Genomic DNA, 16,701 nt, shown 5'->3' with positions numbered 1-16,701 from the left:
ATTGCTCTGCAAATAATTCTGATAACTCACCTGCTAAGCGTGCAATGAATAAATCCCGTCAAAAAGAGTTAACCCGCTGGTTAAAACAGCAAAGCGTCATCTCCCGACGTTGGCTGAATATTTCTCGTCTGCTGGGCTTTGTGAGCGGCATATTAATAATTGCCCAGGCCTGGTTTATGGCGCGAATTCTGCAACATATGATCATGGAGAACATCCCCCGAGAAGCCTTGCTACTTCCCTTTACCTTGCTGGTGATGACCTTTGTGCTGCGTGCATGGGTGGTCTGGTTACGCGAACGGGTGGGCTATCACGCCGGGCAACATATTCGTTTTGCCATCCGCCGCCAGGTTCTTGACCGTTTGCAGCAGGCGGGGCCGGCCTGGATTCAGGGCAAACCTGCGGGGAGCTGGGCGACGCTGGTGCTTGAGCAAATTGACGATATGCATGATTACTATGCTCGCTACCTACCGCAAATGGCGCTGGCAGTCTCAGTGCCACTACTGATTGTCGTCGCAATTTTCCCTTCTAACTGGGCCGCGGCACTTATTTTACTCGGCACTGCACCGTTAATTCCGTTGTTTATGGCTTTAGTTGGGATGGGTGCTGCCGATGCTAACCGACGCAACTTTCTCGCGCTTGCTCGCTTAAGTGGGCATTTTCTCGATCGTCTGCGCGGCATGGAAACCCTGCGTATTTTTGGTCGTGGCGAGGCTGAAATTGAAAGTATCCGTTCGGCTTCGGAAGATTTTCGCCAACGGACCATGGAAGTATTACGCCTGGCGTTTTTATCCTCCGGTATTCTTGAATTCTTTACCTCGCTGTCGATTGCCTTGGTCGCGGTGTACTTTGGTTTCTCTTATCTTGGTGAGCTGGATTTCGGCCACTACAGCACTGGCGTGACGTTGGCTGCGGGCTTCCTTGCGTTGATCCTCGCCCCCGAGTTTTTCCAGCCGTTACGTGATCTCGGCACGTTTTATCATGCCAAAGCCCAGGCTGTTGGCGCGGCTGACAGCCTGAAAACATTTATGGAAACACCGCTCGCCCATCCACAGCGTGGTGACGTTGAGTTAACGTCTACCGAACCAGTGACCATTGAAGCCAAAGATCTGTTCATCACATCGCCTGAAGGTAAAACACTGGCTGGCCCGCTGAACTTTATACTACCTGCAGGCAAACGTGCGGTACTGGTGGGACGAAGCGGATCCGGGAAAAGTTCACTATTAAATGCGCTTTCCGGTTTTCTCTCTTATCAAGGCTCGCTGCAAATCAACGGCATTGAATTGCGGGATTTATCTCCGGAATCATGGCGAAAACATCTCTCATGGGTTGGCCAGAATCCGCAATTACCCGCGGCAACAGTACGAGACAATGTGCTGCTGGCACGACCGGATGCCAGCGAGCAAGAGTTACAAACGGCCCTGGATAACGCCTGGGTCAGTGAGTTTCTGCCGCTCCTGCCGCAAGGTATCGATACTCCCGTGGGCGATCAGGCAGCTCGCCTTTCCGTAGGTCAGGCACAACGTGTGGCCGTAGCGCGTGCATTACTTCATCCCTGCTCACTGTTATTACTGGATGAACCTGCAGCCAGCCTCGATGCACACAGCGAGCAGCGTGTGATGCAGGCGCTAAACGCAGCCTCGCAGCGCCAGACAACGCTGATGGTCACCCACCAATTAGAAGATCTCGCTGACTGGGACGTCATTTGGGTGATGCAGGATGGCCAAATTATCGAGCAAGGTTGTTACGCTGATTTAAGCGTGGATAACGGTCCATTCGCCACGTTGCTGGCCCACCGTCAGGAGGAGATTTAAATGCGCGCGTTACTTCCTTATCTGGCTCTATATAAGCGTCATAAGTGGATGTTAAGCCTTGGTATTGTGCTGGCAATTGTCACACTGCTCGCCAGTATCGGCTTGTTGACGCTTTCTGGTTGGTTCCTCTCCGCTTCGGCAGTGGCGGGAGTTGCAGGACTGTACAGCTTTAACTACATGCTACCTGCCGCAGGTGTACGTGGCGCGGCAATCACCCGCACCGCCGGGCGCTATTTTGAACGTCTGGTGAGTCACGATGCGACTTTCCGCGTGTTGCAGCATTTGCGCATTTACACCTTCAGCAAGCTGTTGCCTCTCTCCCCTGCCGGGCTGGCCCGCTATCGCCAGGGCGAATTGCTCAACCGCGTCGTCGCCGATGTTGATACGCTCGATCATCTTTACTTGCGCGTTATCTCACCGCTGGTAGGGGCTTTTGTGGTAATTATGGTGGTGACTGTCGGGTTAAGTTTTCTTGATTTCACCCTCGCCTTCACGCTGGGCGGCATTATGTTGCTGACGCTTTTCCTGATGCCGCCGCTGTTTTATCGAGCGGGGAAAAGCACCGGGCAAAACCTTACCCATCTTCGCGGTCAGTATCGCCAACAGTTAACCGCCTGGCTGCAAGGGCAAGCTGAACTGACCATTTTTGGTGCCAGCGATCGTTATCGTACGCAGTTAGAGAACACCGAAATTCAGTGGCTGGAAGCGCAACGTCGTCAGTCCGAACTGACTGCGCTCTCACAGGCAATTATGCTGTTGATTGGCGCGCTGGCGGTGATTCTGATGCTATGGATGGCCTCCGGCGGCGTTGGCGGTAATAGCCAGCCGGGTGCGTTAATTGCGCTGTTTGTCTTCTGTGCATTGGCTGCATTCGAGGCCCTGGCTCCGGTGACAGGTGCATTTCAGCATCTGGGGCAAGTTATTGCTTCTGCCGTGCGTATCACTGACTTAACTGACCAAAAACCAGAAGTGACCTTTCCGGATACTCAGTCCGCCGTTCCTGAGCAGGTTTCCCTGACGTTAGGGGATGTTGTGTTCACTTATCCGGAACAATCCCAACAAGCACTTAAAGGGATTTCTCTTCAGGCAAACGCCGGAGAACATATTGCGATTCTCGGGCGAACCGGATGCGGAAAATCAACGTTGTTACAACTTCTAACCCGTGCATGGGATCCGCAACAGGGTGAGATTTTGCTCAACGGCAGCCCGATCTCTGACCTGAATGAATCGACATTGCGCCAGACCATCAGCGTTGTGCCGCAGCGAGTGCATCTGTTTAGCGCCACACTGCGCGATAATCTGTTACTCGCCGCACCTGGCGCTACTGATGAGACTCTTGCTGAAATTCTCCGTCGCGTCGGTCTGGAGAAACTACTCGAAGACACAGGGCTCAACAGTTGGTTGGGAGAAGGCGGACGTCAGCTTTCCGGCGGCGAGCTGCGTCGTCTGGCTATCGCCCGTGCGCTATTGCACGATGCGCCGTTAGTATTACTGGATGAACCAACCGAAGGCTTAGATGCCACGACTGAAAGTCAGATCCTCGAATTACTGACTGAAATGATGCGTGAGAAAACGCTATTAATGGTTACACATCGGCTGCGTGGGCTTTCACATTTTCAGCAAATAATAGTGATGGACAACGGGCAAATTATTGAACAAGGTACTCATGCAGAACTGCTTGCCAGACAGGGGCGTTATTACCAGTTTAAGCAGGGTTTGTAAGCTATTATTGAACGATCCGACTTGCGTAGTGGAGTTTTGCAGTCATGCGCCTGGTTCAGCTTTCTCGCCATTCAATAGTCTTCCCTTCCCCGGAAGGCGCATTACGTGAGCCTAACGGTCTGCTGGCGCTGGGAGGCGATCTTAGCCCTGCGCGGCTGCTCATGGCTTATCAGCGCGGTATTTTCCCGTGGTTTTCTCCGGGCGATCCTATTCTCTGGTGGTCGCCTGATCCACGTGCGGTTTTATGGCCAGAATCACTGCATATCAGCCGCAGCATGAAACGTTTTCATAAGCGCTCTCCCTATCGCGTCACGCTGAATTACGCGTTTGGTCAGGTCATTGAAGGCTGCGCCAGCGATCGCGAAGAAGGGACCTGGATAACGCGTGACGTCGTCGAAGCCTACCATCGTCTTCACGAGTTGGGCCATGCCCATTCCATAGAAGTGTGGCGTGAAGGCGAAATTGTCGGCGGCATGTACGGCGTAGCGCAGGGAACACTGTTTTGTGGCGAGTCGATGTTCAGCCGCATGGAGAATGCCTCGAAAACAGCGCTCCTGGTTTTTTGTGACGAATTTATCCGCCACGGCGGCAAGCTTATCGACTGCCAGGTATTAAATGACCATACGGCCTCGCTTGGTGCCTGCGAAATTCCTCGCCGGGATTACCTCAATTATCTCAATCAACTGCGCCCCGAACGGTTACCAAATAATTTCTGGGTACCACGGCGATTGTTTTCACCACAAGAATGAATGTTTTCGGCACATTTCTCCCCAGAGTGTTATAATTGCGGTCGCAGAGTTGGTTATGCTCATTACTCCGCTGCCGATAAGGAATTTTTCGCGTCAGGTAACGCCCACCGTTTATCTCACCGCTCCCTTATACGTTGCGCTTATAGTGCGGCTTAGCCGTGTGTTTTCGGAGTTATGTGCCAAACCTGTTTGTTGCGAATTAGCGCACAAATCTTTACTTATTTACAGAACTTCGGCATTATCTTGCCGGTTCAAATTACGGTAGTGATACCCCAGAGGATTAGATGGCCAAAGAAGACAATATTGAAATGCAAGGTACCGTTCTTGAAACGTTGCCTAATACCATGTTCCGCGTAGAGTTAGAAAACGGTCACGTGGTTACTGCACACATCTCCGGTAAAATGCGCAAAAACTACATCCGCATCCTGACGGGCGACAAAGTGACTGTTGAACTGACCCCGTACGACCTGAGCAAAGGCCGCATTGTCTTCCGTAGTCGCTGATTGTTTTACCGCCTGATGGGCGAAGAGAAAGAACGAGTAAAAGGTCGGTTTAACCGGCCTTTTTTGCGTTTGGAGTTACGGGGAATAAATATTGGAGGATGGAGTGTTGTGTTTGAAAACTGCCTGTACGGCAGTGAACGACCCGCTAACGCGGAAATACGCCCCGACTGCTTTCTAAGCTGCCTGTACGGCAGTGAACTCCGCCGCCCGCGCATTGACCTTGAGCGTATCTTTCTAAGCTGCCTGTACGGCAGTGAACTATAGCGGTTGTGTTTGCGTTGTTAGCTATTGTTTCTAAGCTGCCTGTACGGCAGTGAACTATACTGTACGTTTTTAACTTTAATCGTGACATTTCTAAGCTGCCTGTACGGCAGTGAACTGTACGACCTCGGGAGCCGAACTGGGCGGCATTTTCTAAGCTGCCTGTACGGCAGTGAACCATTGCTCCAGCAATACCAGCAGCCGCTTTCTTTTCTAAGCTGCCTGTACGGCAGTGAACACGACGAGACACCCTGGTGTGCCGCGTTCGTCTTTCTAAGCTGCCTGTACGGCAGTGAACAACGAGGTGCGCCTGATGTGCACCCAGGACGGTTTCTAAGCTGCCTGTACGGCAGTGAACACCGTGGGCCAGATTGCAATGACGCCGAAAACTTTCTAAGCTGCCTGTACGGCAGTGAACGTTAGCGCCCGTAGCCGTCCCGTAGTCCATACTTTCTAAGCTGCCTGTACGGCAGTGAACACGACGAATACCGGCACCGAATCCAGTTATCCTTTTCTAAGCTGCCTGTACGGCAGTGAACCATGCGCCGCGCGGCGAGCGCCTGCACCTTTTTTTCTAAGCTGCCTGTACGGCAGTGAACTTTACGTCGTTGCTGCCAGAGGTGCATATCTCTTTCTAAGCTGCCTGTACGGCAGTGAACACTACCGTGTCCGACGAGGAACTGGCCCTGCTTTTCTAAGCTGCCTGTACGGCAGTGAACACAAGGGGCCTGCTGCCAAAAATACCGCTCGATTTCTAAGCTGCCTGTACGGCAGTGAACATATTCCTTATGTGGATTATTTTAATATTGTGTTTCTAAGCTGCCTGTACGGCAGTGAACAGCGTGGTTGATGACGTGATGGCCGCCGCTGCTTTCTAAGCTGCCTGTACGGCAGTGAACCAGGATTAACAGAAATTGCGATTAATCGGCCATTTCTAAGCTGCCTGTACGGCAGTGAACGCTCTCGCGATTGAAGAGACAAACACAGTACATTTCTAAGCTGCCTGTACGGCAGTGAACATTGTTGTGCTCATTCCGATTTTTCCTCGCTGCTTTCTAAGCTGCCTGTACGGCAGTGAACAAAATAAAGGGCGCTGCAAAATGGGGCGGGCGTTTCTAAGCTGCCTGTACGGCAGTGAACCATTGCCATCACCGTGAGTACACACGCAACGATTTCTAAGCTGCCTGTACGGCAGTGAACTAGTGTCCACCAGCTCCGCTACCGTTTTTTCTTTTCTAAGCTGCCTGTACGGCAGTGAACATGCCGTTACGTGATCGTGCGGGTCGGAACTGTTTCTAAGCTGCCTGTACGGCAGTGAACACTGATTAGCGAGGAATATATCGACGCGCTGCTTTCTAAGCTGCCTGTACGGCAGTGAACGTAGCCAGGGTGAAATTTTTGTTTGTCGCGTTTTTCTAAGCTGCCTGTACGGCAGTGAACTGCGGAACTGGTCAGGCCGTCCGTTGGATTCGTTTCTAAGCTGCCTGTACGGCAGTGAACTTTGACTAATACGGCGATCTTTTGCTCGCCGGTTTCTAAGCTGCCTGTACGGCAGTGAACCCAGATAATTTTGGCGAGTCTGCTTAAATTCATTTCTAAGCTGCCTGTACGGCAGTGAACCAAAGACGTGTTTAAGGCCGGCACAACTTATCTTTCTAAGCTGCCTGTACGGCAGTGAACGCGAAAACGCGCGGTATTCCCGACGGATACACTTTCTAAGCTGCCTGTACGGCAGTGAACCTGGAATAATAGCAGACTATCCGATTGATTTACTGTTAAAACTTACAAAGTCGCAGATTTAAACCCTTTTTCCAGACATCAAAAAAGCAATAAACAAAATCAATGAGTTACATTTCAACCTAAAAAAAGGGTCTATTTGGTACTTCTTCAATCTCATATTTTATGCATAGATTTTGATAAACAATTGACCAGAACACATACGGTCAAAATCTCCGGGCGCGAACAGTATGTTCATTGCGTAACCAAACGAATCAATCCATATAAATTCTTCTTGACCGTTTTACTCCAACTCCCTATAGTAGCGCCCCGTTGCCACCCATGAGGTCAGGCAGCAAAACAATTTGGTGAGGTGTCCGAGTGGCTGAAGGAGCACGCCTGGAAAGTGTGTATACGGCAACGTATCCGGGGTTCGAATCCCCGCCTCACCGCCATATTCTGAGAAGAGCTCGTACGAAAGTACGGGCTTTTTTTTCGCATGTGACCCGTCCTAGCGGGGTGAGAAGCCCGGACCCGGGTTCGACAACTGGCGGCAGCCAGTTGGACAGACCGCGAACGCAGTGAACGGGCTGCCCGCAGGGCGAGCGAAGCGAGTCAATCCCCGCCTCACCGCCATATTTTAAGAAGAGCTCGTATGAAAGTACGGGCTTTTTTTTCGCATTGATGTGCCTTAAATAAAAAAACACGTACTTCCTCTTCGAAAGTACGTGAAAATCAGTGGCTGATTACTATACCCACTAGTCGTAGGATACGGCAAATATGGCTTTGCTTTGGACTTCTCCTGGCTGTAGTGCTTCCTCATTCACGCGGACATATTTCGCGGTAATCGGGAAGGTGTACTGATTCTCAATGGCCGCCATTTTAGTTAGTTTGTTCATCAGAGTATCACCCAGCTTTAGCGGTGTCGTTGCGTTACCATTATAAATCTGGAACCCAACCCCCTTAGCACCATTAAGCGATGTGTTTTTCAGAATGGTTCCACTATCATCCCATTCACCGCGCGCAACTTTAAAAGTCACAGGATTAGTCGTGACGTTATAAACACTGTCACAATTTAAAACCAGATCTATAGTTCCTGATTTTGTGTTATTGGCAGATTGCATCTCACTTATCGTTGTTTCTGGCATTCTTATTTCGTAAGTCGGTTGCGAGAAACTACAGGTTGTAGGTTTGTGTTTTGTTATATTAACATTTAAATTCTGTTGATAAGCAGCATCTGTTGGTAACCTATTGCTCACATAACATATAAAATAAAAGAGAATGTTTTGATAGCAAAAATTAGTTGCTGAACCATTTTCAAATGGAAAGACAACCGCAGGAGCATTCAAAATGAATGAATTAGAATATACTGTTTGAACATTCGCATTGCTTTCAGGCGATTTTATATATGAAGCTGTTAATGCTATACTTTTATTATTGATAGTATCGTTAACTGAATAAGTTTTCCTATCTCCCGTGTCAACAGGAAACCCATCTTCAACATCAAGATTAAACTTAACATAAATTGATTGGTTGCTATTTTGATTTTCTTTCATTTCTACAACATAATTGTCTAATGTTTTAAGTACATTTAACTTATCTTGAGTCGAATTACATGTAAATTCTCCCGTCAGATTAGGAGAAAATGTAACCGTTGCATTTCCCGCAGTTAAGTCTAAATTAACTCCCTGTATTGCAGTAGAATTTCCGTTAATAGTACATTTAGCCTGCCCCAAAAAAGGCAAAGCCAGTAAAAACAAAAACCAATATTTCTTCATAAACAAATCCTTTAACGACAAATATAAACTTTATTCTCATCAATAACGTTATCAAAGGTAATAGTGCAGAATTGTTCCTGCTGTTTATTAACCGAGACGCGAATCGACGCGGGAACATCATTGGTGCGAATAAATATCCGGCTTCCCTGTCCTACTAAGCCCACATTGTTGCCGCTTTCATCTTCAACCTCATAACCAAACGGCAACGGAGAGCCATCAGGGCGTTGGGAGATGAAATACCAGGGCTTGCGTTTATCAGTCTCAAACTGCGTCATCACTACCGCCCCACGATAAGGAACGGTGTTTTTACGGTTACCCAGTAGCGCCACATCGCTTTTACTGTCGGCAATATCCAACATCAACGTATTTTCACGATACGGCGTCAGGTTGTCATAAATAGCGTAGCCTCTGCTATCCGTGGTCAGGTAACGATATCCCTGCACCGCCGCTCCCTCCAGTCCCGGCGCTTTGACGATGGCGAACGTATCGGAAAGTCTGGGAGCCAGTGCCACCCCGTCCGACCACGCGACTAAACCGCCTTGAATATTACCGCTAACTTGTTGATATCTTTTCGACTGGCTATAGCTGCCACCAATAGTCGCCAATGGCGCACGCCAGGTCAGGTTTCCACCTGCTGTTGTTTCGCTGCCCTGGTGTTGATGGCTTAAGTTAGCCCCGTAGCTGAACTGATCGCGACTCCCCGCTACACCGCTGAGGCTGGTATTATTCGACCGATAGCCGTCTTTATCAAAAGTGGTCGAGTTAGAAACAAATAAATCTCGTCGTTTTTCAGTGATTCCATCGCCCCACGAGAAGGGAATTGAGAAATATAAGTTAATGCGTCTATCTTCGCGGTTATCTTCATCGTAGGTCTGGCTAACAGACAAGGTATAACTAAGGCGTTCCCAGGAGTTCGAATAGCTGAGTTGATAATCTTTCCCTGTCCCGCTGCGTTCCCAATAATCCCGCCATTGACCGCTGACCGACAGATATCCCCAATTTTCCGGTAATGACTGGTTTATATTTACAGAAAAGCTGTTCTTACGACCAAAATCGTACTGATAATAGTCGGCGATATCATAAACTGAGTCATCTTCTCGATTATAGCTTTTCCTGTTATTTGCCCAGACGTGATCGTTAAAAGTACGATAATCTCGAGAAGAATAACGCCAGGCCGCCAGCGAAAATTGCGTTCCACTTTGAGAGAGATATTTGTTCCAGGCAATCTGATAACTTTGACCATTAAACACATCACCGTTATCTTGTTCACTGTGGGAATGGGTAAAATCAACCGATACAGCACCAATCGGTGTATTCCATCCCGTGCCGAGAACAAACGATGAGTAATTATCAGACAACTGCGTGCCAGCATAGAGTGTCAGCAAATTATTAAGGCCATACTGATAGCTTCCCTGAATAAAATCTGACTGATCGCTGGCTCCCTCAATACGACTACGTCCGGCAGCAAATTCATATTTCGAAACGCCCGGTTGCAACATATTTGGTACAGATGAATAAGGTACACGATAACGCGACACCGAACCGTCAGCTTCTTTAACGGTTACTTCCAGATCTGCACCACCACCAGCAAGTTGCAAATCATCAATGGCGAATGGACCTGGCGGAACCTCTTTCTGGTAAACCACAAAGCCATTTTGTTCGATAGTGACAAGTGCGTTACTTTGGGCAACACCACGCACCACTGGAGTAAAGTTCTGTTTAGAGTTCGGCAACATCTGCATATCGCGCCACAGGCGTACACCGCGAAAACGCACGGAATCAAAAACATCAGAACCGGTATACATTTCACCAGCACGCAATGTGCCAAGAATTTGTGGAATTCCGCGCTCCAGATATAACGTGTTACTCTTCCATTTACCGCTGCTCTCGTCACTTTTCGTATAATTGGCATTTGAATGCAACTGCCAGCCCAGAAGATTCAAACCACTATTCAGGTTTAAATAGCTATTTTTATTATCTCCACCATGCTTATAATTACTGTAATACTGACTGGCATAATAAGACGTATATAATGCGTTAATCCCGCGATCCCATGCCTCAGGCGGGACATATCCGCGTTCATACTCAACGACATAGGCCTGGGGTACACTTAACTTCAGGTTAAAATGCCCAATATCATAGTCAACGCTGCCGCCCTGTACCGCTTCCCGAAGTGGTACACATTCTACGCTTTTATCGATATTAATGCCTTCTGTGAGGATACCTATTTGCTTTAACTGCTCCCAGGATAAACATGTTGCATCCGGATCGTCTTTAATATCGACATTATAGTGTCCGCGCCACTGATTATTCAGGTAAACATCCATATCATAGATACCAGGCATCGGCTTATCACTATCAATATGATAGTCAGAAATTTTTTCCCCATTTAATCCGCCAATCATAAAATGGGTGTCAAATGTTTCATCTTCCGCCCATGCAGACGAAGTTGCCAACACCGACAGGATAGCCAGCGTAATAGAATTAAGTTTAGACATAATCAATCCCTGATCTATTTGACGGTTTTTACTTTTTCACTCAAATAGTTTCCATGATCATCAATCAGCGTAACATTGTACTGGCTAACAACGGAAGATGTGGTGACGGTCTGTTCTGACCAGGGTGCTAGTACCAGAGTTTCTTTATTTAATTTGGCATTGCCTTTCAGTTCAGGAATAGTTATCCAGTTCGCTGAATTATTTTTTATATTAATACCATTACTGACTGTTCTGATATTCAGTCGAGAAAAACTTCCTTTATCGACACCAGCTATACCCTCCGGACGATAAATAAATTTGATGCGGTTTTGCATCGCGAATTTAATCTGGTTTTTACCTTCATTTTTCTCACTATTAGGTGGAATGTCCAGGACATTGAGAAAGAACAAGCTTTCGCGATCTTTAGGTAGGGTATTCGCCAATTTTTTGATCTTGAGTTGTTGTCCCTCGCCACCTTTTATGTGAGTTACCGGTGGCGTCAACACAAACGGAACATGAATTTTTTCTGGAGGCTGGCTGGTATCGCCATCATCAATCCATGACTGAACCAGGGCGCTACGATTACCTTCATTCATTAACTGAACGGTAATCTCTTTTTTCTGTTCTGGATAAATAACACGAGTGCCGTAGATATAGACACCACCCCACACAGGCGTGACCATACCGGCCAGCAAGAAGGCTATAAATTTTTTCATGACAACAATCCTTGTTATTGAAAATCGGCGACCGAAGCCGCCGATAAACACGGTATCAATCTGTCACGACAGTCATTGTCAGTGCAGAGTTAACCGGGCCAGAAGTCACCGTATCACCTGATTGCGCGTATTTCGCACTGAAATTTAATGTATATTCATTAGACTCATCTAGTCCTAACTCAATACTTTTATCACCTTCAATCTTTTGAGATTGCCCATCAGCACTCTCATAGTAGACAGCAAAACCAGCACCATTTGGGTTTGCCGCAGTATTAATGGTGATATCGCTACGATTTGCATCAAACTGACTTCTGGAAAACGTAATTCTGGGAGTCTTGCCTTCTGAACATTTAACCGTCAGCGGTACAGTTGTCTTATTTGAATAACCATTGTAGATAAATCCGGCACTTTGATCTTTAAATTGATCTTCACCAATATCGTTCATAGCAATAGTAGCCTGGCTATTTCCGATAAATTGGCATGTAGTTCCAACTATATTACCGGTAATAACTAACTCACCCTGTTCACTCCCCTCCTCTGCAAAAGCCCCTGCACTCATAAAAAGAGAAGATAATACTGCAACTGCAATAATTGAACGTTTCATAGTCTATTCCTTAACTAATTTATTCCAGGTGATTAAGAGTCTTTGTCCTCTCGGAAATGAATTTCGCAAATTACATTTGCTATCGCAATGTAAACAAGTTGTTTTCGTGATTTAAATCAAATTATAAAAAATACATAACCAGCAAAAAATACCCATAAAAATATTTTCATTGTTTACTATTCGTCATTATTTGATGTCATTACAAGGTAGATTAATACGTATTATTAATTGAGGATTGCTTGTTTTAAATAAATATCCATATACTTATGAAAGTGTAGGGCATTGAATTCCTTATTCTATTTCCAGCCAGAAATCGGCTTTTCAATAGACAAAAAGACCTGACAGTAAGGCCAGGTCTTTTATACATTCCAACTAACCAATCAAAACCAGGGAATAGTAGCGGTTGCGCTTAATCCATAACTACTGAATACCCCTTTAACCGGTTCTGTACGCAAATCCCCGTGTCGGATAAACAATTTGAACTGTTGCTGACTCGATAAACTCTTCATATTAAGAAAAGGTAAGTCGGTCCGCTGTTCAGCTTGCGTCGCCAGTCGCTCAATCGCCTGTTCTTCAGTAAGCCAACCTTTTTTCACTGAACGCCTTAACAGACGCTGGGGGTTACTTTTAACCTGCACACGGCTTACTACTCGCCAGCCCTTTATTTCTGGAACGGGAGTGACAGGTGAACATTGGCAATAGTCCGTTAGTCCTTTACGCCACGCTGAGGCTTCAAGCGCCTGTAATGTCTGGGCGCTACCATGCAAGCGTAAACGCGCTCCTGGCATAACATTTACGTCCGGGAAACTTACGCCGATATCGCCTTGCCCTCTTGCACCTAATGCCCGATGCAGTTTGGCAAATAACGCCGCCATCAACATTTCGCTCGAAAATTCAGGATCTGGTAGAACGAGGATCTCAAGGTAGTGATCCATTGGCAGCTCCTTATTCCGATTTCTCACCAAAGACACCGCCGCGGATCAGCACAGCCATCACGTAGTGCTGCTGCTCAACGTCTGGTTTCATCCCTTTAGTCACCCAATTGTCGAGTAAGGTATAAAAGTCGAGTTTTTCTTTCGGTTGGCGGCAGGCCACACCGCGACTGGTTACAGAACCGTATGGTTCCACGGCGATAGCACCTAATTCATCCACTTTTGGATGCCAGGTATCGATGGTACGTAAAGCATTGCCAATCTTCTGAGAGTGGATACCGGCAATGCCAGCCACCTGGTATAACACGCGACTTTTGCTACTGTTGCTGTCGAGTACCAGCTCCTGCGACGGGAAAACTTCTTGCCCGGCGCCAAGACGAACCTGCGCTTCAACGGTAAGCATCACCCACTCTTTTCCGCTTAATCCTTGTTCAATCGTTGCCGCCAGTTTCGTGACGCTACTCTGGCCCTGTTCAAATTGACGTAAAGAGAAGTCATGGCTGTTAAAAGTCCATGATTTGTCGTTAGCGGTGACTTTCACCTGAATTTGTTCGGCACCGATACGGTTACGCCACAGAAAACGACCATTTGCCAGATTCAGGGCATAGCGAAGCGCCAACTCTATAAAGCCATGTTCACTGATATAACCTTCAATAACGCCGGAAAGCGCCTCCTGATAGGCCATATCATTACATACTGAAGGTGAGGATAAATTACCCAGCACGCGCAGCGTAAACACCACTTTTAGCGTATCCGCATCTACCGGAAGCGAGGCTACATCTACCCGCTGCAAGTTGGCTTTTTGGATTTCTGCATTCAGCTTTAACGCATTACTGGAAATTGCATCTTTCAGGCGATTGGAGATGGTTCCGCGAACGGCTTTCTCCTGAATCTCAATAGGTTGCCATTCATTTCCTTGCCAGTTACCTGCGTACATCACCGCGTCAGAGGTTGCCAGTTTGCGCTCAAATGCCAGTACCGACGCCGTTTTTATTGTTACAGGAGCCTTTGCCATAATTATGTCCTTATTCTGTATCGTCATCTTCATTAGTAATAGGGTCGTCAACGACTGGTATTGCCGAGCAATAGTAGCCAGTGTCCGTTGTACGGTAACGCCACATCAGCGGTTGCAAGCCAGTAATACGATGTAATCCGCGCCATTCGCCAATGCCATAAACTGCTTCGGCAAAGGCAAATGGTGTTGAGGTATCGCGCGCATTTTCAACTTCACCGGGTGCGTAAACAGGAGAAATGCGTTGGTAGCCACACATTAACGGTACCAGGAAACCAGGCATTGGCTTCGGCTGGTATACCCATTGTGCGCTGTTGTCTTCTGCCGGAGATTCGGCCTGATATTTAACGGCAGCAAAATCAAGCCAGGCATCAAGCAACGATATATCGGGATGTTGTTGGTGATGTTCAGCCAGCCATTCACTGCGATCGTAAAGCGCATAACCCGGCATTAACCGCCAGACGATTTTACGCAGTTGCTTTTCATCTTCAGGGGCATGAAAAAGCTGTGGTTCGCGCATGTCAACAATGCTGCCGCCCGCCAGTTTGTGGCTCTGGCAGAGCATTTTCAGATGGTCGCAAAGAGCTTTTCTGCCATATTCACCATTGGTAATTTCGCCATTACATTCAATCAGCAGAGAAACCGTCAGGTGCATACGGCCCTCTTCATTGAACGAGGCGGTTTTACCTTCTCTGGTTAATGGGTTACGGGTGAGAGCGAATTGAAAATCGCGCCCGGAGCTGTACGCCTGAATATGCTGTTCATGGCTTACTACCGCACAACCGTCAAAACTTACGCCAAATTCATCCACGACCTTTCGAGAAAGCGCATGGACATAACCGAGAAAATGGGTCATCGACGGGAATCCCCAGGTCAACCCGGAGACGGCGTTAGCGTTTTCGATGCGTACATGGGGTAACAAGAGCAGATAACTCATTTCAGCGCCTCCTGCAGAACAGCTTCCATTTCACGCATCCGTTGAGTAAACAGGGACTGACTGCGCCACTCTCTTTGCTCGACAGCACCGACATCGAAACGGGCTTTTTTCAGGCGATAGTTCAGCCAGCGCGCGAAATCATCGGCTACCGTCTCTTGCCAGTCGTTTTTCTCACGCTCCTGTTTGAAAGTCTCATCTGAGAGGCTTCGCCACGGGTCCAGCCAAAGTTGTTGGTGGCGAGGTAAGTCTGGTGATTGCGCGGACCATCCCTGCCATTTTTCTTGCTGAAATGAAGACGCCTGCATGAACAGCAGATCAATCAACTCATCAATATATTTCGCCCGCGCAGTTCGGATATGAACATTGTTTATGTCAACCTTCAGCAGGTAAGTCATCCGGGCTATGATGCCTGAAGCCGCCCGATTGAAATCGCCGCGTAGGGAAAAAATACTGCGCATGTTTTGTGGTGCGCGATCCAGCGTCTCCCAGGTAGGTGGCATTGATGGCAACAGCCAGACACGACCACCACGCACACTATTGAGCAGAGAAATATTCTGCGGTTTTGTGCCACCAAAATGCATTTCGGCAAGATTAGGAAACCGGATATCTGGCTGGGAGTGCCATTTTCCTGCTTTGCGGGCATCGCGAATGGCTTTCGATTCCTCACTAAAGCGAACAGCCGTTAGCTTTTCATACATCGCCTGCGCCAGTGAACTGGAAAACAGCGGGCATAACAGGTGATAACTATCTGCAACAGGGAAATAGATTTGTTTTGCCAGTTTATGGCTGACAGGCCGTCCAATTGTCCATGCCTGGCTAAACCCTGTTACCCACTGTTCCAGTTGCGCTTTATCCTCTGCAAACGTACTTAATGCCTGATAATCACCACGCTTCAGGCTGGCAAGCAGTGAATCTCCGTTCACATCGGTTTGTAGCAACTTTGCGACGTCAAGTGCGGCGGCGTTACCAATCGCGTCAGTAGCGACATTCGCCAACGATGCCGTGTTTAAATAGCTTTCGTTAGCGGAGGTTTCCAGATAAAAGCTACTGGCTTTAGAATCACCATGACTGAATTTAGCGCCATGAGTGACTAATTTGATTTGCCCGGCACGCTTTGCCGCATCCGTTAACCAGTTACGTGGCAGGTAGCGTGCTTCGAGTTCCTGTCGCTCCAGAGCGATAACGCTGGCGTCCTCGCCCTGCTCCAGTCGCTTTGCTGCTTCTTTTTCAAAGGCTTCGATTTTGGGTTGCCTTCGCGAAGCGATGTAGTCAGTTATAAATTGTATTAGCGCCGTTTTTTCCATCTCGGCTCCTTTCGTTAATCCATCAAATTGAAGTTGCTCCCTGACTTCACTGAAAAATCTCCGTAGCCCAACATGGCTTCAGTACAACGACGCATACAGCAAAAGGGGCAACGCCCGTAGTGATTAACATGAATTATCATCCTAGAGTTATCTTCGGTTCAATTTAACTACGCCACATG

12 protein-coding genes, 1 tRNA gene and 1 CRISPR repeat array are annotated in these 16,701 nt (G+C 47.8%); of the genes, 5 read left to right on the top strand and 8 right to left on the bottom strand.

Annotated elements, in window-relative coordinates; translation table 11 throughout:
• Positions 1 to 44: 44 nt before the first annotated feature.
• The 5 genes from cydD to AACS80_RS01300 all read left to right on the top strand — a co-directional run bounded on the left by cydD (position 45) and on the right by AACS80_RS01300 (position 7,217).
• Positions 45 to 1,811, top strand: coding sequence for a heme ABC transporter permease/ATP-binding protein CydD (gene cydD, locus AACS80_RS01320; RefSeq protein WP_138183626.1), 1,767 nt, complete (start codon positions 45 to 47; stop codon positions 1,809 to 1,811).
• Positions 1,812 to 3,533: a heme ABC transporter ATP-binding protein/permease CydC gene (gene cydC, locus AACS80_RS01315; RefSeq protein WP_135409784.1), complete on the top strand. Its 1,722-nt coding sequence runs from the start codon at positions 1,812 to 1,814 to the stop codon at positions 3,531 to 3,533.
• 44 nt (positions 3,534 to 3,577) lie between these two features.
• Positions 3,578 to 4,282, top strand: a complete 705-nt coding sequence (aat, locus tag AACS80_RS01310) for a leucyl/phenylalanyl-tRNA--protein transferase (RefSeq protein WP_135491102.1) — start codon at positions 3,578 to 3,580, stop codon at positions 4,280 to 4,282.
• 284 nt (positions 4,283 to 4,566) lie between these two features.
• Positions 4,567 to 4,785, top strand: a complete 219-nt coding sequence (gene infA / locus AACS80_RS01305) for a translation initiation factor IF-1 (protein ID WP_001040187.1) — start codon at positions 4,567 to 4,569, stop codon at positions 4,783 to 4,785.
• Between the two features lie 111 nt (positions 4,786 to 4,896).
• Positions 4,897 to 6,786: a CRISPR direct-repeat array (repeat unit 28 nt; unit sequence TTTCTAAGCTGCCTGTACGGCAGTGAAC).
• A 343-nt stretch (positions 6,787 to 7,129) separates the two neighbouring features.
• Positions 7,130 to 7,217: transfer RNA gene (locus AACS80_RS01300), tRNA-Ser, on the top strand.
• A 303-nt stretch (positions 7,218 to 7,520) separates the two neighbouring features.
• On the opposite strand, the gene AACS80_RS01295 is transcribed toward AACS80_RS01300, so the two are convergent.
• The 8 genes from AACS80_RS01295 to csy1 all read right to left on the bottom strand — a co-directional run bounded on the left by AACS80_RS01295 (position 7,521) and on the right by csy1 (position 16,522).
• Positions 7,521 to 8,540 (bottom strand): fimbrial protein, encoded by a 1,020-nt coding sequence (locus AACS80_RS01295; RefSeq protein ID WP_135409820.1) that lies wholly within the window; start codon positions 8,538 to 8,540, stop codon positions 7,521 to 7,523.
• A gap of 11 nt (positions 8,541 to 8,551) precedes the next feature.
• The gene (locus AACS80_RS01290) at positions 8,552 to 11,038 is read right to left on the bottom strand and encodes a fimbrial biogenesis outer membrane usher protein (RefSeq protein WP_138183625.1); all 2,487 of its coding nucleotides are present in this window, start codon (positions 11,036 to 11,038) and stop codon (positions 8,552 to 8,554) included.
• 14 nt (positions 11,039 to 11,052) lie between these two features.
• Positions 11,053 to 11,733, bottom strand: coding sequence for a fimbrial assembly chaperone (locus tag AACS80_RS01285; protein ID WP_138183624.1), 681 nt, complete (start codon positions 11,731 to 11,733; stop codon positions 11,053 to 11,055).
• A 55-nt stretch (positions 11,734 to 11,788) separates the two neighbouring features.
• Entirely contained in the window at positions 11,789 to 12,337 is a 549-nt protein-coding gene (gene yehD, locus AACS80_RS01280; protein WP_138183623.1) for a fimbrial protein YehD, read from the bottom strand.
• A gap of 380 nt (positions 12,338 to 12,717) precedes the next feature.
• On the bottom strand, positions 12,718 to 13,272 hold the full coding sequence (cas6f, locus tag AACS80_RS01275; RefSeq protein ID WP_135409819.1) for a type I-F CRISPR-associated endoribonuclease Cas6/Csy4: 555 nt from the start codon (positions 13,270 to 13,272) through the stop codon (positions 12,718 to 12,720).
• 10 nt (positions 13,273 to 13,282) lie between these two features.
• On the bottom strand, positions 13,283 to 14,284 hold the full coding sequence (gene csy3, locus AACS80_RS01270; RefSeq protein WP_135409818.1) for a type I-F CRISPR-associated protein Csy3: 1,002 nt from the start codon (positions 14,282 to 14,284) through the stop codon (positions 13,283 to 13,285).
• A gap of 10 nt (positions 14,285 to 14,294) precedes the next feature.
• Positions 14,295 to 15,218 carry a type I-F CRISPR-associated protein Csy2 gene (gene csy2, locus AACS80_RS01265; protein WP_135409817.1) on the bottom strand — a complete coding sequence of 308 codons (924 nt, stop codon included), beginning with the start codon at positions 15,216 to 15,218 and terminating at the stop codon, positions 14,295 to 14,297.
• Positions 15,215 to 16,522 carry a type I-F CRISPR-associated protein Csy1 gene (gene csy1, locus AACS80_RS01260; RefSeq protein WP_135409816.1) on the bottom strand — a complete coding sequence of 436 codons (1,308 nt, stop codon included), beginning with the start codon at positions 16,520 to 16,522 and terminating at the stop codon, positions 15,215 to 15,217. The genes csy2 and csy1 overlap by 4 nt, the downstream gene beginning before the upstream one ends.
• Positions 16,523 to 16,701 lie beyond the last annotated feature (179 nt).

It is taken from the genome of Escherichia sp. E4385 (genome assembly GCF_963883145.1).
GTDB lineage: Bacteria > Pseudomonadota > Gammaproteobacteria > Enterobacterales > Enterobacteriaceae > Escherichia.
The sequence above is the reverse complement of the archived record's forward strand: the minus strand, read 5'-3'. Positions and strand labels throughout refer to the sequence as shown.